Raw genomic sequence first — 26,109 nt, 5'->3', positions numbered from 1 at the left:
GCAGAAGTTAGCGCGAATGAGAATGCTACTTGTTTGATATCAGTCATAAGACGTGCCACCGCGACGAAACCGGAAGGTTTTTGCTGAAAAAATTCATTTAAGTTTTAGAGCGCTGAAAAGCTGCCTGGCCGTCTCCTTGACGGCCAGGCAGGACACGTCAGGCAGTGGCGGAAGGTCGCGACCTGGCGAGCAGCGCCTCGCGTTGTTGTGGCGACAGGCTGTTGAGTTTCATCCGTACCTGAGCGGTGCGTTCCAGTGCACCGGGAGCAGCTTCGTTGCGTGTCAGGGCAATCGCCAATTCGGAAACACTCGGATGGTCAAACACCACGCCGGGATGAACGTCCAGCTGCAATTGCTTGCGCAACGCCGACACCAGTTTGATCACCAGTAACGAGTGCCCGCCGAGGGAGAAGAAATTCTGCTCGATGCTGAGCCGCTCGACCCCCAACAACTGCGCCATGCCTTCCGCCAACAAGGTCTGCAACGCGGTACTTGGCGCCACATAGACCTGCGCCGCCAGCAGCGACTCGGGTGCCGGCAGGCCATGACGGTCCAGCTTGCCATTGGCCAAACGGGGCAGATGCTCCAGGGCAAAGAAATGCGCCGGTACCATGGCGCCCGGAAGGCTCGCATTGAGCTGCTCACGCAGCACGTCGAGCCAACCTTCGGCAGGCGTCCCTTGCGCCTGGACATACGCCACCAGTTGCACATTGGCCTCATCACCTTCGTACGCACGCCAGGCAGTAACCACTGCCTGGGCGACAACCGGCTGCGCCAGCAGCGCTTGCTCGACTTCCGCCAACTCGATACGGAAACCACGCACCTTAACCTGATGATCACGACGACCTACCAGTTGCACACCGCCTTGAGGCAAATAGCGCCCGAGGTCGCCACTGCGGTAAAGGCGCTCACCGGGACGGTACGGGTGCTGGATAAAGGCTTCGCTGCCATGCCCATTCAAATAGCCACGCGCCACTTGCTGACCGCCGATATACAACTCGCCCAACGCCCCCTGCGGCACCTCACGCAACTGCTCGTCGAACAGGTAGACCTCGCACCCGTCGAACACCTGTCGCAATGGCACACCGTGGCTCAGGTCGCTGGCACTGTCGAGGGGCTGATAGAGCACGCCCACGGTGGTTTCGGTGGGACCGTAGTGGTTGAACAGACGACACGTCGGCGCGACCTGGAAGATCAGCTCCACCAGACTCGGCGCAATGGCCTCGCCCCCCAGTATCAGGGTCGCCGGCAAATAACGACTGTGTTTGTCGAACAATGCACTGAGGTGCGACGGCACGATTTTCAGGCAGTCGATCTGATGGCCCTGCATAAACCCGGCAAAGTGCCCGGCTTCTTGCAGGTCTTCATCGCGGGCGATGTGCAGCGGGGCTCCGTGCAGCAAGGCGGCAAACAGCGTGGTGTGCCCCAGGTCGGCGGCCACCGTGGAAGTCATGGCAAATGACGTGCAATCAGCCAGCCCCAGCGCAGCGGTGGAAGCCAGCACGTAGTTGAGCAATTGCCGATGTTCGACCACTACGCCTTTGGGTGTACCGGTGCTGCCAGAGGTAAACAGCACATAGGCGGCCTGGTTCGCCGAGACCGGGGCCCAGTCAAAGACCACATCGCGGTCAATCTCAGGCAGTTGATCCACCAGCAGCACTGCCGCCGAATGCCCCTGCCCACGAGCCCGGTCAGTGACCGTCAACACCGCGCCGGCCTGCTCAATGATCAACGCCTGACGGGCTGCCGGCCATTGCGGATCAATCGGCACCCACGCCGCACCGGCGCGCCAGACAGCGAGCAACGCTACCACCAGGTCCAGCGAACGGGGCAACGCGAGGGCCACGACCTGTGTCGGCTGCACCCCGCTGAGGCGCAAGTGGCGAGCCAACTGTTCGACACGATCGGCCAGCGCCCGATGCGTCAGTTGCTCACCGGCAAAGCTCAAGGCCAGTGCTTGCGGCGTGCGCTCTGCCCACTGGGCAATCAACTGCGGCAGGCTCGGACCCTCCAGGGTCAATGGCAGGCCGATGCACTGTTGCTGGCGCGCGCGCTCTCGTGCACCGATCACCGGCAGATCGGCGAGCGCAGTATCGGGAGCCGCCGCCAGGCCGTGCAACAAGGCCTGGTACTGTTCCAGCAAGCCGTCTATCGATGCCTCGTCATAGAGCAGCGGATCAAACCGCAGTTGGATGGCGTGTACCTGCTCTTGCGCCTCCATCAGGCGCAGCTCCAGTTCAAACGGCGCCACCGCGTCGTCCACGGCCATGACCGCCCAGTTACCGTAGTGTGGCGATTCAGCCTCGCAAGCAACGCCAAACAACTGGTGCTGCGTGCTCGACGGTGCCTGCACCGACCAGTGCTCCTGCCAGGTCAGGTGCGCTTGCGCCTGCGCTTCAAGTTCCGGCAGCCAATGCCCGAGGCTGTGTTGCAGGGGTACGTCGATGACCAGGGGCAGGGTTTTCTCGAACACGCCCACGCACTCGGCGAAAAACTCGTAGTCCTGCCGGCAATCGTGACGCCAGCCCACCTGCATCTTTGTCTGCCCGCCAATACGTGCCAACAGAACCCACCAGGCCGCTTGCATGACCCGGGCAACCGGTTGCCCCAGCGCTTGAGCATAGCCGGTGAGAGCCCGTTGCAACGCTGGTTCAAGGGCAGCCCGTAACGTTTGCCCGGCCTGCAAGCGAGCCACACCGTTGTGTCGATAGGCCAGGGCCGGCGCGTTCGCCGAGCCCATTTGTCGCCAATAGTCGCGACCGCTCGCCGCGTCTTCGTCCTGCTCCATCTCCCCACGCCAATCAACGTACTGCGCGTACTGCCCGGCCTCCGGATCCAGCGCACACGATTGATCGGCCACATAAGCCTGATGCAACGCGGCGCAAAGCACCCGCAACCCGTTGCGGTCGCTGAGTAAGGCCGAAATGCGCAACGCCAGGCCATGGTGCTGTTCGCCAAACCGGCAGGCATGCAGCACCGCAAGCGTCGGCGCGTCTTCGGCAAAACCGAGTTGTTGCTCGGCGCGCATCTGCGCTTCGAAGGCCCCCCAGCCTTGGGCGGCGGGCTCGATCCGTAAAGGCCAGCCCGAACGTGGCTCCAGGGTCTGGCGCACGCCCCGATAGGTCGGCACCCGCAGTAAACGGGTCGCCAGAATGGGTTGGTCGACCAGCACTTGATCGGCGGCGCGCTGCAACCGCGCCAGGTCCAACGCCCCGCGGACCTCGATCAACAGCAGCAGCGCATGATGTTTATCGCCCACCGCGTCATTCAAGCACGCTTGCTGTTCCGGGCTCAGGGCCTGGCCGTAAGAGGTACTCATTGTCCGGCCTCCACTTCCAGTGCCCGAAGCAACGGTTGCTCCCGGGATGCTTGCAGCGCTGAACGATCGAACATGTCGCCCATCGCCACGACGATCTTGCGTGGGCCTTCGAACGGGTCACGGGCATGCGCTGCAAGCATATTGTCCATCAACACCACATCGCCTTTTTGCCAGTCGAAGCGCACCGCACATTCCTCGTAAAGCTCACCGATCAACGCCATGACCTCATCTTCAATTGGAGTGCCATCGCCGTAATAGACATGCCGGGGCATGTTGTCGATGCCGAACAGGCCGATCAGGTCGTCGCGCACATCCGCGTCCAGACAATAGATATGGTGCAACTGCACCTGATTGAAGAATGAGCGCGCCCCTGTCAGCGGGTGGGTGATGACCGCAGGGCAACGCGTGCGCGTCTGCAACTCATCGTTGTCCAGCCACACCCATTCGATACCGGCTGCCAGGCAGCGGGCCTCAACCTCCTGGCGGTCGTCAGTCTTGAAGAAATGCCGCCACGACACGTCGAGCTTGTCGGTGAAAGTGCGCACATACAGCAGGCCTTTTTCTTCGAACTTTTGCAGCAGTTCGGTCGGCAACCGGCGGCACATCTCCCGGCAATCGACAATCGGCGTGGCACCGCCCACCGGCGACGGCAGCTCGCAATAAAACATTTGCTTGCGCGGCCAACGGTCCTGGTGCGAACTCTCGTTGTGGAACAGGATCATTTTCTTTTCCGGGTACGGCGTGGAGCGGTAAGTGTTCTTGCCCCCGTCCTTTTTCGGCAGGTCGCCATAGTTGCCGTAAAGCCCCGGCTGCAAGGCTTCGGCAAACTGCTCGAATTCCTCGATGCCGTTCAATGCAAAACCACGGAACAGAATGCTCGCATGGCTGGCCAGCTTTTCCTCGACCAGGGCCCGGTTGGCTCTCACCCATTCGATAACGTCCAGGCCACTGTCCGCAGGCTGTGCCAGCAGCGGGAAAACCTGGCCTTCGCGTAACGCGCGAAATTGCACCTGAGGCCCGTTGGCCGGCGCCGTTGGTGGCCCCTTCTTGAGGAACTTATTGAGCTTGTCGAACTTCTTGCTCGCGACCTTTTCCGTGGCAGGCGCTGGTGGTGCAACAGACATGACGAATTCTCCGGACAGTGTGTGTCGGTCCTGCACCGCCTGCTCAAGAATGCCGATCCAGCTGCGCATCATCATTTCGATGCGTTCGCGCCGGAACAGGGCGACGGCGTACGACCAATTACAAACAAGGCTATTTCCAAGCTCTTCAACGAACAGGCCCATCTCGAATTTCGAGTGGCGCTCTTTTAGTTCCAGTGGTTCCAGCACCAGGTCGTCGACCCGCAAGGTCGCACTGGGCGTGTTGTTCATCACAAACAACACCTGAATCAGCGGATTGATACCTTTGATACGTTCCATGGCGCAGGCGTCGATGATCAGGTCGAGCGGCAGTTCCTGATGCTCGAACGCGGCCAACGCGTTGCGGTTAAGCGTCTGCACGTACTCGCTGAAAGGCTGCTGCGGTGTCAGGCGCGAGCGCATCGGCAAGACGTTGACGAAGAAGCCGATCAACCCTTCCAGGGCCTGTTGCTGACGCCCCGCCACGTCCGTGCCAATCACCAGGTCGGTGGTGTCACAGGTGCGGTGCAACATCAGTTGGAACGCAGCCAGCATCAACAGGTACGGGGTGCACCCCAACTGCTGGGCCAGCGCCTTGATCGGTTCGTAGAGCGGCGCTTCGAGGCGCAGTTCCACGCTGTCACCGTCATGGCTCGCTTGGGCAGGCCGTGGGTAATCCAGGGGCAACGGCAGGTGTGAAGGTGCACCGCTCAGGGTTTCCCGCCAGTAGTCGGTGTCTGCCGCAAGCCAACCATCACTCAGCAGGTGCTGCTGCCAGAAGGCATAGTCGAGGTATTGCACGGGTAAAGGCGGCAACGGTTCCGGGCTGCCGCCGTACAGCGCAATCAACTCCTGCACCAGCACCGCCATCGACCAACCATCGGAGATGATGTGGTGCATCGCGAACAGAATCAGGTGCTCCTGTGGGCCATGCCGCAACAAGTGCACCCGCAGCAACGGCACCTGTTCCAGGTCGATACGTTCGGCGCCGCAGTCAAGCAGCCATTGCTGCTGTGCCTGCGCACGTGCCTGGGAATCCAGGCTGCTGATGTCGAGCACGCGAATCGGCAAATCGACGTGTTCGGCCACCCGCACCAGCGGGTTACCGTCGTCGTCTTCGTGATAGCTGGTACGCAGAATCTCGTGGCGTTCGATCAATTGCGCAAAGCTGCGCTGCAAGCGTTGCAGGTCCAGTTCGCCGTGTACGGTCAGCGCTGCGGGCAAGTTATAGGCCGCGCTGTCTGCGGAAATACGCTCAACCAGCCACAACCGCTGCTGCGCCAGGGAAAGCGGCAACACCCCCACTCGGGGCACCGTCACCAGGGGCGGTAATACCCGTTGGGGTTGGGCCAGGGCGCGACGCTGCTCCAGGCGTTCAGCCAGGGCCGCCAGTTGCGCACATTCAAACAGGTCGCGCAGACGCAGGGTGTCGAGCCCTTCGGCATGTGCACAGGACACTACCCGCGTGGCCAACAGCGAGTGCCCGCCCAGCTCGAAGAAGTGATCCCCCAGGCCCACTTGCTCAACCTGCAAGACCTGCTCCCAGATACCCGCCAACTGCCGTTGCAGGGTCGTGACCGGAGCCTGGTACGCATCGCGCCCCTGATTCAGGTCCGGCACTGGCAGGGCCTTGCGGTCCAACTTGCCATTGGGGCTCAACGGCATATGTGACAACAGCGTCAGGTGTGTGGGCACCATGTAATCAGGCAGCAAAGCCTTGAGATGCTGACGCAGCCCATCGCGCCAGGCGCTCTGTATCTCCGCCTCGGCATGCACCAGCGCTGATTCGCGAGGCACCAGCCACGCCGCGACCTGCAAACCACCGGGGCCTTCCAGGGTCATCACCAACGCCTCGCGCACGCCGGGGTATTCCTGCACCCGCGCTTCGATTTCGCCGAGTTCAATACGGAACCCGCGAATTTTCACCTGATGGTCGGCGCGACCGACGTACTCGATCACCCCGTCCGCGCGATAGCGCGCCAGGTCGCCGGTACGGTACAGACGGCCAGCTCCGAATGGGCTCGGTACAAACTTCTCAGCACTCAAGGACGGGCGGTTGAAATAGCCACGCGCCAGCAACTCTCCGCCGATCAACAACTCACCAACCACGCCCACCGGCACCGGATTGAGGGCGTCATCCACCAGGTAAATCGAGCGTCCGTCGAGCACCTTGCCAATGGGCATCACCAGGGGCAAGGCCGCAGCGCCGGAAACATAGTCCGCACAGTCCAGTGCCGTGGCGGTGACGGTTGCCTCGGTAGGACCGTAGGTGTTGTACAGCGCCAAATGCCCCAGGCCAGCTTCTCGCCAGGCCAGCAAGCCTTCCGGCGGCATCGCTTCTCCGCCGGCGTGTACCTGGCGCAAACGCCCGTAGCTGCGGGGCCCCTGAGTGGCGAAATCGCGGGCCAGCATGTGCCAATAGGCCGTGGTCACGTCGACCACACTGATGCCATGGCGAATGACCTGCTGGTAGAACGTCTCGCTGTCCCACAGCTCACCACCACGCAGCACCACACACGCGCCTTCGCACAACGCCGGGTAAAGCTGTTCGACAAACCCGTCAAAGTTGAAGGTACCGAACTGCAAGACACAGTCGTCGGCGGTCAACTGGAACACCGCTTTCATGACCGCGGTGTGCCGCGCCACTGAAGCATGGTTGATCCCCACGCCCTTGGGCCGGCCGGTGGAGCCCGAGGTGAACATGACGTAAGCGAGGTTATCCGGATGAGCCAGGTTCGGCAGGTCCAGCGTGGGATATTCCGCCAGCCATTGCTCGCAGGTGTCCACGCACAACACCTCGACACCGGCCGGAATGGGCAAGTGTTCCCGCAGCGCAGTCTGGGTAAGCAACAACTGCAAGCCACTGTCCTCGATCATCCAGCCCAGGCGCTGGGCGGGATATTCCGGGTCCAGGGGCACATAGCCGCCGCCGGCTTTCAAAATCGCCAGCAGGCCGATGATCATGTCCAGCGAACGGCCCACGGCAACCCCGACCAGAACGTCCGGGCCAACACCCAGTTCACGGAGTTTGTGCGCCAAGCGGTTGGCACGCTGGTTCAGCGCCGTATACGACAGTCGCTGGTCATCCAGGACCAGCGCCGGCGCATCACCGCGCGCCGCCACCTGAGCCTCGAACGCCTGATGCACGCACAGTGCGGCAGCCGTCGTGTCGGCGGGGTTCCAATCGTGAATCATGACCTGATGCTCGCCGGCCAGTAGCGTCGGCACTGCCCCAAGGGGCTGCCGGGCATCACTGACAAACTGCTCCAGCACATGGCGCAGGTGGCCGAGCAAACCGTGGATACTCGGTTCGGCAAAGCGCTCGCGCTGATAGCCCAGGCTCAGTGACAGCCGATCACCGCTGTAGACGGTCAGCGCCAACGGGTAGTTGGTGTGTTCGTGGTTTTGCGCGCCACTGAAGCGCAGGCCACCAGTGGCACCTTGCTGCAAACTCTGGGCAACCGGGAAGTTCTCGAATACCACTATGCTGTCAAACAGGGCTTCACCGGCAGAACCCGCCCAACGCTGGATATCGTACAGCGGGGTGTGTTCATGTTCGCGCAAGCCCAGGTTGAGCGCCTGGACCTGCTGAATCCACTCACCCACCGATTGCTCCACGGAGGGCTCGGCAATCAGCGGCAAGGTGTTGATGAACAGCCCGACTTGCCGCTCGATGCCTGGCAATTCGGCCGGACGCCCCGATACCGTGGTGCCCAAGGTCACACAGCGCTGGCCGGTGTAACGCTGCAGCAGCAACAGCCAGGCGGCCTGCACCAGGGTATTGACGGTGACCTTCTGCTCACGGGCAAACTCGACCAAGCGCAACGAAGACGAGGCGTCCAGCAGCAGGTCGAGTTCAGCGTAGCCCTGTCCGGGGCATTCCTGGCGCGCCATGGCCGAGGCCAGCAGCGTCGGCCCGTCCAACCGGCCCAACCGCTCCATCCAGAAGGCCTGACTGGCCTCGGCGTCCTGGCGTTGCAACCAATCGATGTACTGGCGAAAGCGTACGGGAGGCGCGAGTGGGTGCTCGCCGGCGTACCGCGCGAGCATTTCAGCCAAGAGCTGGGCGTTGCTCCAGCCGTCCATCAGGATATGGTGGTTGGTGTAAACCAGGTGATACCGCTGCTCATCCAGGCGAATCAAGGTCAAGCGCATCAACGGCGCCTGGCTCAGATCAAAGCCTCGCAGGCGATCCTGTGCGGCGAACGCCTGAGTGTCCTGCACGGCGGCGTCGCGCCAGTCGAGGACCTCCAGCGGCAACCTGACCGTACGATGCACCACCTGCAGCGGCTGCTGGCTGCCGTTTTGCCAGATAAAACCGGTGCGCAGGATGTCATGGGCATCCAGGGTCGCCTGCCATGCCGCGCGAAAACGCTCTACCTCCAGGCCATCGACATCAACGGCCAACTGATTGACATAGGTGTCGTCCCCCTGCTCGTAGAGGGTATGGAACAGCATGCCTTGCTGCATGGGTGACAACGGGTAGATATCGTCGATGGCCGGCCCGGCCAGCGGCAGCCCGTCGAGTTGCTGCTGGGTCAGGTTCGCCAGCGGGAAATCAGACGGCGTCACCTGTCCGGCAGGGGTCCGGCAGCAATGGTCGATCAACGCCGTGAGTTCGGCGACGTAGTCGTCGGCCAGGCGCTGGATCGTCGACACGTTGAACATGTCGCGGCTGAAGCCCCATTGCAACGACAGCTCGCCGCCATACACCTGGCCTTCCACGGTCAGCCAATTGGCCAGCGGAGCCTGGGGATCCTGGGCCTGCCCACTGCCCTCCTCAGAGGGTATAAACAAAGCGTTCTGATCGAACTGACGATCAAACTGGCCGAGGTAGTTAAAGGTGATGCGCGGCTGCGGCAGGGCCGCTAACGCAGCGCCGACCCCAGGCTCGGCAAGGTAGCGCAGCACGCCGTAGCCAATGCCTTTGTCCGGCACCGCACGCAGTTGCTCCTTGACCGCTTTGATCGCGGCCGGCAGGTTTTCGCCCGGCGTCAGGTTGACCGGGAACAGGCTGGTGAACCAACCCACGGTACGGGTCAGGTCCAGGCCTTCGAACAGGTCTTCGCGGCCGTGGCCTTCCAGCTGAACAAGGGTGCTGCCCTGCCCGCTCCAGCGGCACACCACACGTGCCAATGCCGCCAGCAGCAGGTCGTTGACTTGGGTGCGATAGGCGGCGGGCGCGTGGGTCAGGAGCTGACGCGTCGTGTCGGCATCCAGGGTGCTACTGACTTTCTGCTCCAGGCAGTGATGCAGGGCGCCTTGAGGATTATCGCAAGGCAAGTCCACCGACGGAGCGTGCCGAAGGCGCGCCTGCCAATCTTCAAGCTGTGGCAGGAAGCGCGGAACGGCGTCTTGCAGTCGAGCGGTCCAGGCTTGATAGGACGTGGTCTTGCCCGCCACAGCCGGCACGCTACCGTCCCGCAAGGCGCGATACATCTGCTGCAAATCATCCAGCAACACACGCCAGGACACACCGTCCACCACCAGGTGATGGATCACCAGCAACAGGCGCTGGGTTTGATCGGGCATCTGTACCAACAGCGCCCGCATCAACGGGCCGCGGTGCAGATCGAGGCTGCGCTGGGCTTCGTCACACAGGCCGGCCAGGGCCTCATGACTGTCGGCCTGACGCTGCCATAACAGTGATGCGTCGTCAGGCCCGCTGTAATGCTGCTGCCATCCCTCGGCACCCGGCTGATAGCGCAGACGCAGGCCATCATGGTGGTTGACCAATTGCTCCAACGCAGCGTCCAGGTGCGCCGCCGCTATCGGCTCGCGCGGCACCAGCAACAACGACTGGTTCCAGTGCTGACGCTGGGGGATGTCCTGGGCGAAAAACCACTGCTGCACCGGGCTGAGAAAAGCCGGACCGTGGGCAGCGCCCTGGTCGATGGCGGTGTGCGTGCGCAGGCTGGCGACTTGCGCCAGGCTACGCAGGGTCTGGTGCTGGAACACGTCCTTGGGGCTCAGGCCGATCTCGGCCTGGCGTGCCCGGCTGACCACTTGCATGGAGACGATCGAGTCGCCGCCCAGTTCGAAGAAGTTGTCGTCCAGCCCCACGCGCGCAACCCCGAGCACCGCTTGCCAGATCGACGCGAGGGTTTTTTCCGTGTCGCTGCGGGGCTCGACGTGTTGCCGGGCCGGTTGTGAACTGTCGATGGCCGGCAGGGCCTTGCGGTCGAGTTTGCCGTTGGGGGTGAGTGGCAAGTGTTCCAGGAACAGCAAGTGGTTGGGCACCATGTAAGCCGGAAGCACCTGTTTGAGCGCAGCCTTGAGGGTTTCGCGCAAGGCTTCCTGAGCCTCGGCATCACCGGGCAAACGTGGGTCGGTGGGCACCAGATAAGCCACCAGTTGCTGGCCGCTCGGGCTGTCCTGGGCCAGTACCGCCAACTCGCGTATTGCGGGCTGGCGCAACAGCTGCGCCTCGATTTCCCCCAGCTCGATACGGAAGCCGCGCACCTTGACCTGATGGTCGATGCGCCCCTGGTACTCCAGCACGCCGCCGTCCTGATAACGTACCAGGTCGCCGGTGCGGTAGAGACGTTCGCCATCGTTGGAGAACGGGTTGGGTACATAGCGCTCGGCCGTCAGCGCGGCGCGTCCGAGGTAGCCGCGGGTGATCCCCGCGCCCGCCAGGTAGAGTTCGGCGCAAACACCCTGGGGCACAGCCTGCAACTGGGCATCCAGCAGGTAGCTGGCGGTATGGTTGATGGGCCGGCCAATACTCGGCTGGCCCCCGGCGGTACGCCGGGTGTAGGTGGAGTAGGTGGTGTCTTCAGAGGGCCCGTAAAGGTCGTAGACATGTTCGACGCCAGGCTGTTGATACAGCGCCTCCACCAAGGTCTGTTTCAGCGGCTCGCCGGCCAGGTTGATGATGCGTACAGAGGGAGGAATCTGCCCGGTGCGCTGGAGCGCGGCAATCGCCGATGGCACCGTGTTGATCAAGCGAACCCGGTCGCGGGCCGGCAGGTCGGGCAGCTCCAGGGCGTTGCGGGCGATGATCAGCGAGCCGCCGGCGGCCAGGGTCACAAACAGTTCCCACACCGACAGGTCGAAACACACCGAGGTCGAGGCCAATACACCCTGCACATCCTCACGGCTGTAGACCCGCTGCGACCAGTCGATCAGCGCCAGCACGTTGCGATGGGCAATTGCCACGCCCTTGGGCTTGCCGGTGGAGCCCGAGGTGTAGATCACATAGGCCAGGTTGTCCGGGGTTACCGCCGTGACCGCTTCGGTGACAGGCCATGGCGCCAGCAGCGATACCGGATCGTCGAGCAAAATCACTTGGGTATCGGGGATGATCGGCAGGGTGGCCGCCACCGCCTGTTCGGTCAGCAGCAGCAAGGCGCGGCTGTCTTCGAGCATGTAGGCCACGCGCTCGGGCGGGTAGTCCGGGTCCAGCGGCACATACGCGCCACCGGCCTTGAGCACTGCCAGCAGCGCCACCAGCAACGCCTCGGAACGGACCATCGCCACGCCGACGCGCACCTCTGGTCCCACTCCGTGCTTGATCAGCAGATGGGCTAACTGATTGGATTGCTGATCGAGTTGCTCATAGGTCAGCTCACGGACGCCAAAGGTGACCGCCAGTGCCTGCGGAGTTTGCCGCGCCTGCTCGGCAATGCGCTGATGGATGCACTGCGCCTCGGGGAAGCTGTCGTGACGGGGATTCCAGTCATGCACGATGCGCTGGTATTCGTCTTCGTCCAGCAGCGGCAAATCGCCGACCGCTTGACGGGGATCGGCCACCATCCCCTGCAACAGTCGCAACCAATGGCGCGCCATGCGCTCGATGGTGGCCGGGTCGAACAGGTCATCGGCGTAAGTCAGTGCGGCATGCAGGGTGCCGGACTGTTCATAGGTGTCCAGTGTCAGGTCGAATTGCGTAGTACGGCCTTGCCCTTGCACCAGGCTCAGTTCCAGACCTGACGCGGTGCTGACCGTGGAAATATCCGCCACCTGTGGCTGGTGGTTGTACATCACCTGGAACAGCGGTGTGTGGCTCAAGCTGCGCTCGATATTCAGCGCCTCCACCAGCCGTTCGAAGGGCAGGTCCTGGTGGGCCTGGGCGCCAAGGGCCGCTTCCTTGATGGCTGCCAGCAGTTCGTCGACAGGGGTTTGCCCGTTCAATTCAGTGCGCAGTACCTGGGTGTTGACGAAGAAACCGATCAGCCCTTCGATCTCGCTGCGGTTACGGTTGGCAATCGGCACGCCAACCCGAATATCGCCCTGACCGGTGTAGCGGTGCAGCAGCACGTTGAACGCGCCCAGTAGCAGCATGAACAGGGTCACTTGATGCTGCTGGGCACAGGCGCGCAATTGCTCTACCAGCCGGGCGTCGACTGCGAAGGCATGACGTGTACCGCGATAGCTGGGCATGGCCGGACGAGGGTGATCCGTGGGCAGTTCCAGCACCGGATGCTCATTACCCAGGCGCGCCTGCCAGTATTCCAACTGGCGGGCCTGCTCCCCCGCTTCCAGCCAGCGGCGCTGCCACAGGGCGTAGTCGCTGTACTGGATCGACAGGGCCGGCAACCGCGGCTGCTCATTGCGCTCATGGGCGTCATAGCAGCGAATGAACTCGTCGATCAGCACGTTCATCGACCAGCCATCGGAAACGATGTGGTGCAAGGTCAGCAGCAGCACGTGTTCCTGCTCGGCCAGCTTGAGCAAGTGCACCCTCAGCAAAGGGCCGTTGGCCAAGTCGAAGGGCAGCAGCGCCTGGCGGGTGGCGGCCTGTGTCACCGCCTGCTCGCGCTCGGCTGGCGCCAGGGCGCTGAGGTCTGATTGCTCGATGGCCAGCGGCGACTGTGCGGCCACTTGCAACAGACTATCATCCGCCTGGCGCTGGAACACCGTGCGCAAAGTCTCATGGCGGGCCACCAGGCTGGCGAACGCCTGCTCAATCGCCGGCAGGCTCAACGCCCCTTTCAGCCGCACCGCCCCCGGCAGGTTATAGGCGCCACTGGCAGGGTCCAGTTGCCACAGAAACCACATCCGCTGCTGCGCGTAGGACAGCGCCTGCCGGTCCTCGGCCTCCACTCCTGCAGGAATCGGAAACCGCGAGAACTCCACCCCTTCCCTCTGCAGCGCCTGGAGGAACATCTGGCGTTTTTCCAGGGGCAACCCGATAAACCGGCGAGCAAGTTTCAAGGAGTCTTCAGCGTTCATTTCTTGGGATCCGGGGCAATAGGCAGGAAGCACAAAGGCACGTCGTCCCTATAAAACGAATCTGGAGGGGAAAAATTAGCGGGGGATTTGGGGCGCAGGCAACGGTGTCATCAAGGGTTACATCAAACACCGAGCGGCTCGGCGAGGCTGTCCTATCATTGACTCAATCCATCAATTGCAACTACATTTAGTTACAGGCAAGGATCGCCGTGTCGAAAAAAATGAAAAGCTGCTGGCCAAACTGCTCAATGAACAATCGGCCTTTACCTGGCCCGAACTGGTAACGCTGCTGCGGCGACTGGGTTACACGCAAATCGAAGGGGCAGGTAGCCGGGTCAGGTTCGACATAGGCGACCCCAGTGCAATGATCACCCTGCACAAGCCTCACCCCGGCAACGAACTGAAACACTACATTCGGCGCCAAATCATCGAACAATTGAAATCAGGAGAACTGATTCAGTGAACAACCAGCTGAAACACAAAGGCTACATCGGCTCCATCGAAGCCAGCATCGAAGACAACTGCCTGTTCGGAAAGCTGCTTTTCATCAAGGCCCTGGTCAGCTACGAGGGCAAAACCGTCGCTGAACTGGAAGCCGCCTTTTGCACCGCCGTGGACGACTACATCGAGACCTGCCAGGCCCTTGGGCAAACACCGGAAAAGCCCTGCAAGGGTTCGTTCAACGTCCGTGTCGGCCATGACCTCCATTTGGCCGCCGCCCTCGCGGCGACCCGGCAAAAAGTCACGTTGAACGATCTCACGCGGCAGGCGCTGAACGAATTCCTGCAACATCGCGGCGCACTGGTGACAGGGTAATCACCCCAACCGCCGATATCCCAACACCGCCGCCCCCAGCACCACCGCCCCCGCCGCCAGCGCCACCCAGAACCCGCTGGGGGCGCCGAAGTTGTCGATCATCCAGCCGGAACTGGCGGCGCCAATGGCCACGCCGATGCTCAGGCCGGTGATCAGCCAGGTCATGCCTTCGGTCAGGCGGCTCGGCGGGACGATTTGCTCCACCAACGCCATGGACACGATCAATGTCGGGGCGAAGAACAGCCCAGAGATGAAGATCGCCGCCGCCAACCCGGGAATGTTCGTCACCAGCAGCAACGGCAACGTCGTGATCGCCGTGGCCACGCCGCAGTACAGGAACTGGCGCGGCAACGGGGCTTTCAACTTGAGTGCACCAAACGCCAGCCCGGCCAGGCACGAACCAATGGCGTACACCGACAGCACAATGCTCGCGGCGGCTGGCTGGCCTTGATGCTGGGCGAAGGCGACGCTGACCACATCCACCACCCCAACGATGACCCCCATGGCCATCAACAACACCATCAGGATCAACACCGAGGGCGAGGCAATCAGCCAACGGCCCTGTTCGTCGTGGTGTTCATGCACCGGTGGTTCGGTCTGGCGTTGCAGCACAAAGGCGGTCACGCCCACTGCCAAAAACAGCGCGGCAATCAACGGCCCGGCTTCGGGGAACAACAGCACGCACAAGCCCACCGACACCGGCGGGCCGATAATGAACACCACCTCGTCGAGCACCGACTCCAGGGCAAACGCGGTTTGCAACTTGGGCTGGCCGCGATACAGCTCGGTCCAGCGCGCCCGCACCATGGCCGACATGTTGGGCATACAACCGGCCAGGGCAGCGAAGATGAACAGCGTCCACGTCGGCGCCTGCAAGCGGGTGCAGAGCAACAGCAGCAACAACGCACCGCCGCCGATGGAAGCCGCCACCGGCAACACCCGGCCCTGGCCATAACGGTCCACCAGCCGCGAGACCTGAGGCGCACAAAACGCGGTGGCCAGGGCGAAGGTGGCCGTCACCGCACCTGCCAATCCATAACCGCCGTGCACTTGCGGCAGCATAGTGATCAAGCCGATCCCGGTCATGGAGATCGGCATGCGGGCGAGCATCCCCGCCAATACAAAAGCCCTGGAACCTGGCGCCTGGAATAGCTCGGCGTAGGGGTTTGCCATGGTGTGTAACCTCTTCCTGAGCGCCCTGAAATTTGCTATTCGAGGTATTCGGGGCAAAATACATACGGTGCGTATGTGAAAAATCATGCGCAACATACGCGCCGTATGTCAATCGTCTATTGTGAGCCTTACCCATGAGCCGAGCCCGTGCCGACATGATCGAAGACACCCGCGCCCGCCTGATCGCCAGCGCCCGTCACGCCTTCGCCACGCAAGGCTACGCCCAAACGTCGATGGATGATTTCACCGCCCGCGCCGGTCTGACCCGGGGAGCGTTGTACCATCATTTTGGCGACAAGAAAGGCTTGCTGGCGGCGGTGGTTGCGCAGCTGGACGGTGAAATGGACGCGAGCCTGCAGCGTATTTCGGAACAGGCCGATCACCCTTGGGAAGGGTTTTGCGAACGCTGCCGGGCCTATTTGCGTATGGCTCAGGATCCCGAGATCCAGCGCATTGTGCTGCAAGATGCACCGGCGGTGTTGGGCGCAACCGACCAGCAGCAATGCGTGGACTCGCTGCGCCAGCTGCTCGATGACCTGATGCAAGCGGGCCTCATCGAGCAGGCGTGCAGCCAGGCGTTGGCGAGGCTGATCAATGGCAGCTTGGTGAGCGCATCGTTGTGGATCGCCCAGGATGGAGACTCGGGTGCGCGGCTGGAAGAAGCCTTGCAAGGGCTGGAGTTGTTGCTGCGAGGTTTGAAGCCCAAAGCCGTTCGCTGAACAAGTGCGGGGGGAGTTGTCAGGATCAGATGGGGGGCATATCCGTTATTCAGGTAACGGCCACCTATGGTTCCGCTCTTACAGCAGCTCACTTTGGAAAAGCCCGAATGCCGGCCCAGCCCAAAGTAAGCAAAGGGCTCTGCCCCGCCTGTCGGCACCTCGCCTAGGCTCGGTGTTCCCTCACTCCGGCATCGGGCTGAATGGGGCAGTCAGATCAAAAGCAAAAGCACAGCGGCCTACCGGCCGGCTTGAGTGTTAAAAGCCAGATCAAAAGCCAGAGCGAAAGCAAAGCTGCTTTTCTGTGGGAGCTGGCTTGCCTGCGATGCAGACAACTCAGTACATCAGGTACACCCAGTTGATGCCATCGCAGGCAAGCCAGCTCCCACATTTTGACCGTGCCCGCTTTAGATTTTGATTTGGCTTTTGCTCTTCAACACTCAAGCCGGCCGGTAGGCCGCTGTGCTCTGGCTTTTGATCTTGATTTTGATCTTAGGCGCCCCGTTAAACCACGCTGGCCGAACGCAGGCTTTGGAGCGTGGGTAACCCGGCAGGACGCCGGGTTAGCCGTCCTGGGCCAGGGATGGCCCATGACGGCGGCCCACGGTCCAAAGCCGGAGTGAGCAACCGTGTCGAATCTCAAGCCATTTCAGCGAAATGTTTTTGATCTCGGACCATCGCATTCAGGATCGTCAGCAGCTTTCTCATGCATGCAACCAGCGCCACTTTCTTCGTCTTCCCTGCAGCAAGCAGACGGTTGTAGAACCTCTCGATCACCGGGTTATGGCTCTTCGAGGACAAGACAGCCATGTAAAGCACACTTCGCACCTCAGCTCGACCACCCCATATCCGTCTACGTCCTTTGTACAGGCCGCTATCGCAGTTAAAAGGGGCCACACCAACCAATGCAGCCACTTGTTTGCGATTCACTTTGCCTAGCTCAGGAACCATCGCCAGCAGCGAAAGTGCGAGCACATTGCCAACACCTGAGACCTCGCGCAGCAAATCATAATTGGCCTTCCAGGCCGGCGAAGCTTTGATCGCTTCGTGCAAGTCATCGTCTGTACTTTTAAGACGCTTTTGAAGCCAGACGATATGTGCCTTGATATCCCGTCGAAGCGCCTTGAATACCGCCTGTTTCAGTCGAGACTCCTCCGCCACGATCATATCGATAAGCTGACGGCGTCTAGTCAGTAGATCTGCCAGTTCACGAGCGTGTTCATCTGGCATCTCCCGAATTTCGGGTTTGACCGCCTGAGCAAACTCCGCAATCACCTGGGCATCCAGAGCGTCGGTTTTAGCCAGCCGTCCGGTAGCCTTAGCGAAATCACGGACCTGACGGGGATTGACAACAACGACTGGTAATCCAGCAGCGCAAAGCTCGGCAGCGGCAAGCCGCTCATATCCGCCAGTTGCTTCCAGCACCACTAAAGCGGGCATCTGAGCCTTGAGATGCTTAGCTAAACGCTGGATATCTTCTGGAGTATTGAAAAACTGCTCGACTTGGCCAGTAGTGCTGACGAATGAGTCGAGCTTGTTTTTGGAAACATCAATTCCGACGAACGCAGAGTCATGGTCCATGGCGTTTTCCTCACGTCCAACCTTGCAGAATCGGGCTTTACGCCCAGGCAACCGTTCGGACTAGTTTAGAAAAGAACCTGCTTCGACCCATGCTCACTCACGATCTTGAAATCTGAGGGCACCACGGTCTGAAGCAGGTGAAAATAATCTTACAAGGGCACACCGAGCCTAGGCGAGGTGCCGAGTGGTGGGGCAAGAGCGTTTTGCTTACTTTTGCGCTCTTCAAAAGTGAGCCGCTGTAAGAGCGGAACCCATATCAGCCATTACCCAAATAACGGATATGTACTCAGCCCCCCCAAACCATAAAAACAAACCCGAAACATTGCACTCACTTGAGTCAACCACAACATCGGCCCTAGGTACGCCGCAACATCAACGCCGCCACCGCACAGGCCGCCAACGCCACACAGGCCAGAAAGAACGCATCACTGTAGGCCATCAAAAACGCCTGATGGCGCACACTCTGGTCCAGCAGACTCAGCACCACCTGATGCTCCGGCAACTGCTCCTGCAGCACCCCGTGACCGGGAAGTTGCTGTTGCAGGGCCGAGTCAAACAGCGTCACCGACTCACCGATGCGCGCCGAATGCACCCGCTCACGCACCACCACCAACTGCGCCAGCAACGCTGTTCCAACGGCGCCCCCCAGATTGCGCAACATCGAGAACACCGCCGACGCCGACCCCGCCTGCGCCTTGGCCAGCCCATGCACGGCCAGCACCGACAACGCCACCATGATCAACGGCTGGCCCATGCCCCGCACCACGATCGACGGCACGATCACATTGCTGGCGCTGTCCGCCGACAGGTGTGCACCCATCCAGCAGCCCAAGGCCATGATCGCGAACCCTGAAGCCACCAGCATTTTTGCACTCACCCACTTCATCAACCGCGGCAGGAACGGCGCCATGATCAGTTGCACCAGCCCATACGCAATCAAGCTCACGCCAATTTCACTGGCGTTGTAGTGCTGCAATTGCGACAGGTAATTGGGCACCAGAAACACCAGTCCATAAGTGCTGGCGCCGAAGATAAACATCGCCACGCTGGCCACGCCAAAGTTGTAGTGCCCCAACAGCCGCAGGTTGATAAAGGCATGCTTGCCCCACAACTGACGCGCCACAAACCCGATCAAGCCAATCACTGCCAGCAGCGTCATCCACACGATAAAGGGCGAGCCGAACCAGTCCTTGCGCCCGCCCTCCTCCAGCACGATCTGCAACGCGCCCAGGCCCAGCACCATGCAGCCGATGCCCAGCCAGTCGCCCTGGCGCAACAGGCCCAGCTTCATCGGCTGGCGGTCGATGGACCATGCCACCGCCGCCAACAAAGCAATCCCCGGGAACAGTTGCAGGTAGAAGATCCAGCGCCAGGAATACGCGTCGGTCAGCCAGCCGCCAATCGACGGCCCGGCGGCCTGGGCCACGCTGTTGGCCAGGCTGAACAAGGCCATGCCCAGCGGGATCTTGCTGGCCGGCAGCTCAGTGATGATCAACTGGAATGACAACGGAATCAGCACCGCGCCGGCCGCGCCCTGCACCACCCGGATCAGGATCATCACTTGCAGGTTGGGCGACAGCGAACACGCCACCGACGCCACCAGGAATACCCCCGAGCCCCACAGCATCACCCGGCGCAGGGAAAACACCTGCACCAGCCACGCCGTGAGGGGAATCATGATGATTTCCGCCACCAGGTAAGCCGTGGAAATCCACGAGCCCTCCTCAAAGGTCGCGCCCAATGCGCCTTCGATTTCCGGCAGCGCGGCGCTGGTGACGTGCACGTTCATCCCGGCCATGAAGCAGCCGAACAGCCCGCCGATCACCGCAACCCAGGCGCGAAACGGCACACGCCCTTCAGCCTCCATGGACATGCTCCTGGCTCGCGGCAGGACGAGTGTCGACCGTGGCGATGACCGACATGCCCGGCAGAACCCGCGATTCGCCAGGCTCCAGGCGGATTTTCACCGGAAACCGCTGGACGATTTTGGTGAAGTTGCCGGTGGCGTTGTCCGGCGGCAGCAAGACGAACACGGCACCGGAGCCAGGGGCGATGCTTTCCACTTTGCCGTGCCACTGCGCGCCGGCAAAGCTGTCCACCGCGATCTCCACTGACTGCCCCGGCGCCATGTGCTGCAGCTGGGTTTCCTTGTAATTGGCAATCACATAGGCCTGCTCCACCGGCACCAACGCCAACAATGGCAGGCCGGGCATCACGTATTGCTGGCGACGAACCTTGCGCTGGCCCACCACGCCGTCGAAAGGCGCGCGAATCTCGGTGTCCTTCAACGCATTACCGGCCAGGGCGAGATTGGCCTGGGCCTCGCCGATGCGTGCCTGATGCTCGACGATTTGCGCCTGCGCCTGTTGCCGGCGCGCCTGCAACACCTGCAACTGCGCCTGCTGCCGCGCAACTTGGGCGCGGGCTTGTGCCAGGGCCGCCTGGGCTTTGGCCTGGCTGGCACTGACGGTTTCGAGGTGCTGGGCGCTGGCCACCTGTTGTGCGACCAACTCACGATAACGCTGATAATCGAGTCCCGCGCGCCGGGCCTCGGCCTCGCCACTGCTCAACGCCGCCTTTGCCTGGGCAATGCGTTGCTGCTGCTCACCCATTTGCGCATCGAGGGTTTGCAGCGAGGCCTGTTGCGCCGTCGCGGCCGCCTGTTCCTGCTGCAACTGCGCCTGGGCGCTGTTCAGGCGCTCGGTGAAATCCCGGTCGTCGATACGCACCAGCACATCGCCGGCCTTGACCGGCTGGTTGTCTTCCACCAGCACCTGGGCCACATACCCGGCGATCCGTGGGCTGATGGCGACCCAATCAGCGCGTACATAGGCATCATCGGTTTCTTCCAGAAAACGCCCCCACTGCCACCAATACCCGGCAAAGGCTGCCAGCCCCAGCAACGTAGCGAGGGAAGCCGTGGTCACCAGGGCGCGACGATGGCGTTGCATAACGGTCAGGCGAATCGGTTCAACAGCCTGGTTCATGGCTTGGCTCCATTGACAGCGACAGATAAGGGGGCGGTTGGATCGTCACGCTGCCAGCCGCCACCGAGGGCCTGGAACAGGTCGATCTGGCGATTGATCAGGCGCAGGTCGGACTCGGCCACGCGGGCCTCAAGGCCCACCAGGCTGCGCTCGCTGTCCAGCAGTTGCAGGGCGTCCAGCGCGCCGGCGTGGTAGCCACGGGAGGCCAGGTCGAAGGCGCGGCGGTTGTTGTCCAGCGCGGTGGCCAGGGCCTCGCGCCGCTGCTGTTCGCCCTGGTACAAGGCCATGGCCTGCTCGACCTGCTTCAACGCGTTGAGCACCGTGCCGTCAAACTGCGCCAGGGCCTGGCGTGCTTCGGCCTGGCTCTGCTTGACCCGCGCCTGGGCGATCTGCCGATTGGGAAAGCGCCAGGACACCAGCGGCCCGACGGAATACACCGTCGCGTAGCGGTCACCGAGTTTGCCCAGGCTGCTGGCGGATGAACCGAGCATCGCGCCAAAGGTAATTCGCGGGTAAAGCTCGGCCCGCGACAGGCCCACCGTCAAGGTCGCCGAGCGCAGTTGCCCCTCGGCACGGCGAATATCCGGCCGCCGCTGCACCAGTGACCAGCCCTCGCCCACCGGCAACGCGGCCTGCAACTGCGGGCTGTTGGCACAGCTGCGCGGTGTGACCTGCTCGGGCGGCAACCCGCTGAGCACGGCCAACTCATACAATGCGCTGCTGCGCCGGGCCTTGAACATCGGCAGCGGTGCACGGGTTTCTTCCAGCAGGCCTTGCAAGCGAGTCAGGTCCAGGTCCGTCGCCGCGCCAGCCTTCTGCAGCTTTTGCGTGACCGCGACGCTCTGCTCCAGCAACTGCACCGAGTGCACCTGCACCTGCTCCTGCAATCCATAAACACAGACCTGGGCATACGCGCGGGCCGTCTGCGCGGCCACCGTCACCCGCAACTCGTCTTCCAGCGCCCGCGCCACCTGGGCATCGGCCCGTGCGGCGGCAATGCGATAACGCACCTCGCCCCACAGGTCGAGGGTGTAGCTCAGGGAAAACTCAGGCGTGTGGCTCCATTCGGCACCGGCATGACCGTTGGTGGCCTGGGCCAGGGTCTGGTCATCCCGGCTGCGACCGTAGGCCAGGCCATAGTCCAGAGAGGTGGACGGCAGGCGCTCGCCGTCCACCTGCTCCAGCCGCGCCAGCAACGCGTCGACATGGGCGGCAGCGGCTTCAAGGTCTTTATTCTGGCGCAAGGCCCGCGCCATCAGGGCGTCCAGTTGCGGGTCGCGGTACAGCTGCCACCAGCGGGCGGGCAACGCCTCCGCCGACTCGACGGATAGCCTCGGCGCGGGCTGCGCCGTGACGGTCGACGGCTGGCCGGACACGCCACTGCACCCGGTCAGCACACTCAACAGGGCGATGGGCATCCATGGATGAAAAGATGGGCTGTGCATCACAAGGCTCGCTCAAGAAGGAGCCTTGCAGATTAGGCAGGTGGCCTGTCCGATTCGCCCGCGTCAGGGCCATGTATCGTCGCTAAACGGACAATAGCGTTACTCGACGCAACACTAAGCCCCCGGCCGGAAATGACTCGGCGGATACCCCAACGACTTGCGAAACATCGCACTGAACGCACTCGGGCTCTGGTAACCATGCTCCAGCGCCACCTCTAAAATCGACACGCCCTGGGCCAGCAGTTTCAAGCTCAAGGCCAACCGCGCGCGCTTGCGCCATTCACCGAAACTCATGCCCAACTCCCGCTGGAACACTCGGCTCAGGGTACGGGCGCTCATGTTCAGGCTGTCGGCCCAGGATTCCAGGCTGCTGTCGTCAGAGGGGTTGCGGATGAAATGCGTGCACAGCCTGGCTAGGCGTACTTCGCCGGGCACCGGCACGTGCATCGCCACCACCGGCGCGGCGAGCAGTTCCATGCGGATCAACTCGATCATGGCCTGCAGACGCGGGCTGTGGTGCCCGGCAATCTGCGTGGCGGCGACGATCAGCTCCCGCAGCAACGCCGACACTTCGATCACCTGGCAGGTGCGCCCCAGCCCCGGCTCGGCCTCGGGCAACAGGAACAGCGTGCGCATATGCACTTCGCCGGCCATGCGGATTTCGTGCGGGGTTCCGGCCGGCACCCACAGCGCATGCCCGGACGGCACCAGCCAACTGCCCTGGGCGGTGCTCACCACCATCACCCCGGACACGCCATGGATCAGCTGCGCCTGGGCATGGCAATGGGGGTGCACCACGTCGTCGTTGCGGTAATTGTCGGCATAGGCTTCAAGCCAGGGGCGGGGTTGGCGGTTCATCGGATCAGGTCTCGCATCAATCAGGCGTTGATTCTAGCGAAAAGTCCTGTGGCATAAACGATAGATATAGACAGCCATCGTCGCATTCCAGACAGCCGGTGAACTTGTGGCCCACCCTGTCAGTCAGCTAATTGGGCACTCTGAAAAAGGTTGGGTGGGCGATGCGCATTTCATTGGATCAACAGGTGGCGCTGGTAACCGGTGCCAGTTCCGGAATTGGCGCGGGGGCCGCCAAGGCTCTGGCGGAGGCTGGAGCTGCCGTGGTGCTGAACTACAACGCCCAGGCCGCGCCGGCTGAAGCACTGGCGGCGCAGATCAATGCCAACGGTGGCCGGGCGATTGCGATTGGCGCCGACGTGTCGAAAGAGGCGGATGTCGAGCGCCTGTTTGCGCAAACCCTTGAGGCGTTTGGGCACCTGGACATTCTGGTGGCCAACTCGGGCATGCAGAAAGACGCCGCTGCCGTCGACATGACCCTCGACGACTGGAACGCCGTGATCGGCGTCAACCTCACCGGCCAGTTCCTCTGCGCCCGCGCCGCCTTGCGCATCTTCAATCGCCAGGGCATCCGCGAAGGGGTGTCCCGGGCCGCCGGGAAAATCATCCACATGAGTTCGGTGCATCAGGTGATTCCCTGGGCCGGCCACGTGAATTACGCCGCGTCCAAGGGCGGTGTGGAAATGCTGATGCGCACCTTGGCTCAGGAAGTCAGCCAGCAGCGCATCCGCATCAACGGCGTTGCGCCGGGGGCGATCCGCACGGCCATCAACCGCGCCGCCACCGAAGGCACGGCCGAGGTGGAGCTACTCAAATTGATTCCCTATGGCCGCGTGGGTGACGTCGAAGATGTCGCCAATGCGGTGGTGTGGCTGGCCAGTGATGCCTCTGACTACGTGGTGGGCAGCACCCTGTTTATTGATGGCGGCATGAGCCTTTATCCGGAGTTTCGTGGCAATGGTTGATCTGAAAAACGAACCACAAAGTGCCATTGATGCCCACGGCATCATCGGCGACATGCGCAGCGCGGCGCTGGTGAACGATAAGGGCAGCATCGATTTTTTCTGCTGGCCGGAGTTCGACAGCCCTTCGATCTTTTGCTCGTTGCTGGACTCCCCCGCCGCCGGCATCTTTCAGCTCACCCCGGACCTGCCCGACGCCCGGCGCGAGCAAATCTACCTGCCGGACACCAACGTGTTGCAAACCCGCTGGTTGAGCAATGAGGCGGTGGTGGAAATCACCGACTTCCTGACGATTAGTGAGGAAGTCGACGACCTCCCCATCCTGATTCGTCGGGTACGGGTGGTCAGCGGCAAGGCGCACATCCATATGCGCTGCGCGGTGCGCCATGACTACGCCCGCGCCCAGACCCGGGCGACTCAAGATGACGGCGACGTGTTGTTCGAGGCCGCAGACCAACCCGGCCTGCGCCTGGCTGGCAGCCACGCCATGCAGCTGGAAGGTGATGCCGCCGTGGCAAGCTTTGACCTGGGCCAGGAAGAAGGCGCCGAATTTGTCCTCGGCGGCCTGGACGATGTACGGGTCAAAAACGACTGCACCGACCTGTGCCTGGAGCGCACCCTGAAGTTCTGGCGCGGCTGGATCGCCCAGTCCAACTACCGTGGGCGCTGGCGCGAGATGGTCAATCGCTCGGCCCTGGCCTTGAAGCTTTTGACCTCGCGCAAACACGGTGCAATCCTCGCCGCCGCCACCTTCGGCCTGCCGGAAACACCCGGCGGCGAGCGCAACTGGGACTACCGCTACACCTGGATCCGCGACGCCTCGTTTACCGTCTACGCCTTTATGCGCCTGGGGTTTATCGAAGAAGCCAACGGCTACATGCGCTGGTTGAAAGGCCGGGTGGGTGACTGCTGCGATCAGCCGATGAAAATCAACATCCTGTACGGCATCGACGGCCGCCAGGAATTGCCGGAAACCGAGCTGAGCCACCTCAGCGGCCACGGCGGCGCGCAACCGGTACGCATCGGTAACGAGGCCTACGACCAGGTGCAACTGGACATCTACGGTGAGCTGATGGACGCCGTATACCTGGTCAACAAATACGGCGAAGCCATCTCCCACGAGGGCTGGAAACACACGGTGGAAGTGGCCGACCAGGTCTGCGAAACCTGGAACCACAAAGACGTCGGTATCTGGGAAATGCGCGGCGAGCAGCATCACTTCCTGCACTCAAGGCTGATGTGCTGGGTGGCCCTGGACCGGGCGATTCGCCTGGCGTCCAAGCGCTCGCTGCCGGCGCCGTTTGCCCGTTGGGACCAGACCCGCCAGGCGATTTATGCGGATATCTGGAGCAACTTCTGGAACGAAGAACGCGGCCACTTTGTGCAGCATATCGGCAGCACGGCACTGGACGGCTCAATGCTGTTGATGCCACTGGTACGCTTCGTCGCGGCGACGGACCCGCGCTGGTTATCAACGCTGGAAGCGATCCAGAAAAGCCTGGTGCGCGATGGGATGGTTTATCGCTACCGCAACGACGACAGCCAGATTGACGGCTTGCAAGGCACCGAAGGCGCGTTCGCGGCGTGCTCGTTCTGGTACGTGGAATGCCTGGCCCGGGCCGGGGAAGTGGAGAAGGCGCATCTGGAGTTTGAACAGTTGCTGCGCTATGCCAACCCGCTGGGGTTGTATGCCGAAGAGTTTGATAACCAGGCACGGCATTTGGGGAATACGCCACAGGCGTTGAGCCATTTGGCGCTGATCAGCGCGGCAACGTTCCTGGACCGGAAGTTGAGTGGGGTGAAGACGGTGTGGCAGCCTTGAGGCTGAGCAAAATCTGAAGACAAATGAGTAACCCTGTGGGAGCTGGCTTGCCTGCGATAGCGGTGTTTCAGTCATTGATGTATGAGCTGATCCACCGCCATCGCAGGCAAGCCAGCTCCCACATGGACCGCGCCA

The 26,109-nt window shown here is 62.2% G+C and carries 13 protein-coding genes; 5 read left to right on the top strand and 8 right to left on the bottom strand.

Features of this window, described 5'->3' with window-relative positions; genetic code table 11:
• Positions 1 to 157: 157 nt before the first annotated feature.
• Together BLU46_RS26785 and BLU46_RS26780 are read right to left on the bottom strand one after the other, a co-directional pair.
• A complete protein-coding gene (locus BLU46_RS26785; protein ID WP_093207870.1) occupies positions 158 to 3,319 on the bottom strand; it encodes a non-ribosomal peptide synthetase in 3,162 nt (1,053 codons plus the stop codon).
• Positions 3,316 to 13,617 (bottom strand): non-ribosomal peptide synthetase, encoded by a 10,302-nt coding sequence (locus BLU46_RS26780; RefSeq protein ID WP_093207867.1) that lies wholly within the window; start codon positions 13,615 to 13,617, stop codon positions 3,316 to 3,318. The genes BLU46_RS26785 and BLU46_RS26780 overlap by 4 nt, the downstream gene beginning before the upstream one ends.
• A gap of 175 nt (positions 13,618 to 13,792) precedes the next feature.
• On the opposite strand from BLU46_RS26780, the gene BLU46_RS26775 reads away from it, so the two are divergent.
• Together BLU46_RS26775 and BLU46_RS26770 are read left to right on the top strand one after the other, a co-directional pair.
• On the top strand, positions 13,793 to 14,080 hold the full coding sequence (locus tag BLU46_RS26775; protein ID WP_093207864.1) for a type II toxin-antitoxin system HicA family toxin: 288 nt from the start codon (positions 13,793 to 13,795) through the stop codon (positions 14,078 to 14,080).
• The gene (locus BLU46_RS26770) at positions 14,077 to 14,433 is read left to right on the top strand and encodes a type II toxin-antitoxin system HicB family antitoxin (RefSeq protein ID WP_093207861.1); all 357 of its coding nucleotides are present in this window, start codon (positions 14,077 to 14,079) and stop codon (positions 14,431 to 14,433) included. The genes BLU46_RS26775 and BLU46_RS26770 overlap by 4 nt, the downstream gene beginning before the upstream one ends.
• On the opposite strand, the gene BLU46_RS26765 is transcribed toward BLU46_RS26770, so the two are convergent.
• The gene (locus BLU46_RS26765; RefSeq protein WP_093207858.1) at positions 14,434 to 15,606 is read right to left on the bottom strand and encodes an MFS transporter; all 1,173 of its coding nucleotides are present in this window, start codon (positions 15,604 to 15,606) and stop codon (positions 14,434 to 14,436) included.
• 134 nt (positions 15,607 to 15,740) lie between these two features.
• On the opposite strand from BLU46_RS26765, the gene BLU46_RS26760 reads away from it, so the two are divergent.
• The gene (locus tag BLU46_RS26760) at positions 15,741 to 16,325 is read left to right on the top strand and encodes a TetR/AcrR family transcriptional regulator (RefSeq protein WP_093207854.1); all 585 of its coding nucleotides are present in this window, start codon (positions 15,741 to 15,743) and stop codon (positions 16,323 to 16,325) included.
• Positions 16,326 to 16,961: 636 nt separating this feature from the next.
• Here BLU46_RS26760 and BLU46_RS26745 read toward each other — a convergent pair.
• The 5 genes from BLU46_RS26745 to BLU46_RS26725 form a co-directional block, all read right to left on the bottom strand.
• Positions 16,962 to 17,903 (bottom strand): IS110 family RNA-guided transposase, encoded by a 942-nt coding sequence (locus BLU46_RS26745; protein ID WP_093200084.1) that lies wholly within the window; start codon positions 17,901 to 17,903, stop codon positions 16,962 to 16,964.
• Between the two features lie 355 nt (positions 17,904 to 18,258).
• A complete protein-coding gene (locus BLU46_RS26740; protein ID WP_093207851.1) occupies positions 18,259 to 19,770 on the bottom strand; it encodes an MDR family MFS transporter in 1,512 nt (503 codons plus the stop codon).
• Complete coding sequence (locus tag BLU46_RS26735; protein ID WP_093207848.1) at positions 19,760 to 20,890, bottom strand: HlyD family secretion protein; 1,131 nt, start codon at positions 20,888 to 20,890, stop codon at positions 19,760 to 19,762. Before BLU46_RS26735 ends, BLU46_RS26740 begins: the two co-directional genes overlap by 11 nt.
• Positions 20,887 to 22,335 carry an efflux transporter outer membrane subunit gene (locus tag BLU46_RS26730; RefSeq protein WP_093207845.1) on the bottom strand — a complete coding sequence of 483 codons (1,449 nt, stop codon included), beginning with the start codon at positions 22,333 to 22,335 and terminating at the stop codon, positions 20,887 to 20,889. The genes BLU46_RS26735 and BLU46_RS26730 overlap by 4 nt, the downstream gene beginning before the upstream one ends.
• Positions 22,336 to 22,449: 114 nt before the next feature.
• Positions 22,450 to 23,193 carry an AraC family transcriptional regulator gene (locus BLU46_RS26725; RefSeq protein ID WP_063028491.1) on the bottom strand — a complete coding sequence of 248 codons (744 nt, stop codon included), beginning with the start codon at positions 23,191 to 23,193 and terminating at the stop codon, positions 22,450 to 22,452.
• Positions 23,194 to 23,354: 161 nt separating this feature from the next.
• Here BLU46_RS26725 and BLU46_RS26720 point away from each other — a divergent pair, with 161 nt between their 5' ends.
• Both BLU46_RS26720 and BLU46_RS26715 read left to right on the top strand, forming a co-directional pair.
• Positions 23,355 to 24,155: an SDR family oxidoreductase gene (locus BLU46_RS26720; protein ID WP_093207840.1), complete on the top strand. Its 801-nt coding sequence runs from the start codon at positions 23,355 to 23,357 to the stop codon at positions 24,153 to 24,155.
• The gene (locus BLU46_RS26715; protein ID WP_093207835.1) at positions 24,148 to 25,974 is read left to right on the top strand and encodes a glycoside hydrolase family 15 protein; all 1,827 of its coding nucleotides are present in this window, start codon (positions 24,148 to 24,150) and stop codon (positions 25,972 to 25,974) included. Before BLU46_RS26720 ends, BLU46_RS26715 begins: the two co-directional genes overlap by 8 nt.
• Positions 25,975 to 26,109: the final 135 nt, after the last annotated feature.

It is taken from the genome of Pseudomonas yamanorum (assembly GCF_900105735.1).
In the GTDB taxonomy this organism is placed as follows: Bacteria; Pseudomonadota; Gammaproteobacteria; order Pseudomonadales; family Pseudomonadaceae; genus Aquipseudomonas; species Aquipseudomonas yamanorum.
The sequence above is the reverse complement of the archived record's forward strand: the minus strand, read 5'-3'. Positions and strand labels throughout refer to the sequence as shown.

Excerpts from the sequence above, each read along its gene's own strand:
- BLU46_RS26715 (WP_093207835.1), top strand. The coding sequence starts at position 24,148 with ATGGTTGATCTGAAAAACGAACCACAAAGTGCCATTGATGCCCACGGC.
- BLU46_RS26780 (WP_093207867.1), bottom strand. The coding sequence starts at position 13,617 with ATGAACGCTGAAGACTCCTTGAAACTTGCTCGCCGGTTTATCGGGTTG.
- BLU46_RS26730 (WP_093207845.1), bottom strand. The coding sequence starts at position 22,335 with ATGCACAGCCCATCTTTTCATCCATGGATGCCCATCGCCCTGTTGAGT.
- BLU46_RS26785 (WP_093207870.1), bottom strand. The coding sequence starts at position 3,319 with ATGAGTACCTCTTACGGCCAGGCCCTGAGCCCGGAACAGCAAGCGTGC.
- BLU46_RS26725 (WP_063028491.1), bottom strand. The coding sequence starts at position 23,193 with ATGAACCGCCAACCCCGCCCCTGGCTTGAAGCCTATGCCGACAATTAC.
- BLU46_RS26760 (WP_093207854.1), top strand. The coding sequence starts at position 15,741 with ATGAGCCGAGCCCGTGCCGACATGATCGAAGACACCCGCGCCCGCCTG.
- BLU46_RS26720 (WP_093207840.1), top strand. The coding sequence starts at position 23,355 with ATGCGCATTTCATTGGATCAACAGGTGGCGCTGGTAACCGGTGCCAGT.
- BLU46_RS26735 (WP_093207848.1), bottom strand. The coding sequence starts at position 20,890 with ATGAACCAGGCTGTTGAACCGATTCGCCTGACCGTTATGCAACGCCAT.
- BLU46_RS26765 (WP_093207858.1), bottom strand. The coding sequence starts at position 15,606 with ATGGCAAACCCCTACGCCGAGCTATTCCAGGCGCCAGGTTCCAGGGCT.
- BLU46_RS26745 (WP_093200084.1), bottom strand. The coding sequence starts at position 17,903 with ATGGACCATGACTCTGCGTTCGTCGGAATTGATGTTTCCAAAAACAAG.
- BLU46_RS26740 (WP_093207851.1), bottom strand. The coding sequence starts at position 19,770 with ATGGAGGCTGAAGGGCGTGTGCCGTTTCGCGCCTGGGTTGCGGTGATC.